1 protein-coding gene is annotated in these 738 nt (G+C 66.4%); it reads left to right on the plus strand.

Annotated elements, in window-relative coordinates:
- Positions 1-42 precede the first annotated feature (42 nt).
- Positions 43-555: a peptide deformylase gene (def, locus tag CEK66_RS20230; protein WP_010340689.1), complete on the plus strand. Its 513-nt coding sequence runs from the start codon at positions 43-45 to the stop codon at positions 553-555.
- Positions 556-738 lie beyond the last annotated feature (183 nt).

Here is a 738-nt window from a genome sequence, read left to right on the forward strand (position 1 = left end):
GGTCTTGCCGAATCGTCCGGCGCCCCCATCTTGGGTACCGCTATGGCCCTGCTCCCCATTCTCGAATTCCCCGATCCGCGCCTGCGTACCAAGGCGGTGCCGGTCGACGCCGCCGAGGTCACCTCCGCAGCCTTCCAACGCCTGCTCGACGACATGTTCGAGACCATGTACGACGCGCCCGGCATCGGCCTGGCCGCCAGCCAGGTCGACGTGCACAAGCGCTTCATGGTCATCGACGTCAGCGAGGAGAAGAACGCCCCGCAGGTGTTCATCAACCCGCAGATCGTGCAGCGCGACGGCGAACAGGTGTACCAGGAAGGCTGCCTGTCGGTCCCCGGCATCTACGCCGACGTGACCCGCGCCGACGCCATCACCGTGCGCTACCTGGACCGCCAGGGCCAGCCGCAGGAACTGAGCACCGACGGCCTGCTGGCGGTGTGCGTGCAGCACGAGATGGACCACCTCGACGGCAAGCTGTTCGTCGACTACCTGTCCCCGCTCAAGCGCGAAATGGTGCGCAAGAAGCTGGCCAAGGCGCGCAAGCACGTGGCGTGAGGCCGGGAACCGGGAATGGAGACACGGGAATCGTAAGCGCGGTGCCCGTGCCATTTCCGGGTCCGCGCGCTTTTCCCATTTCCCATTCCCCATTCCCGGTTCCCAGCCTCCATGAAACTCGTCTTCGCCGGTACGCCGGACTTCGCCGTGCCGTCGTTGCGCGCGGCTGCGCAGCGCCATGAA

The organism is Xanthomonas sp. LMG 12460 (assembly GCF_009192895.1).
In the GTDB taxonomy this organism is placed as follows: Bacteria; Pseudomonadota; Gammaproteobacteria; order Xanthomonadales; family Xanthomonadaceae; genus Xanthomonas_A; species Xanthomonas_A sontii.

Coding starts and splice junctions, on each gene's coding strand:
- def (WP_010340689.1), top strand. CDS start 43: ATGGCCCTGCTCCCCATTCTCGAATTCCCCGATCCGCGCCTGCGTACC.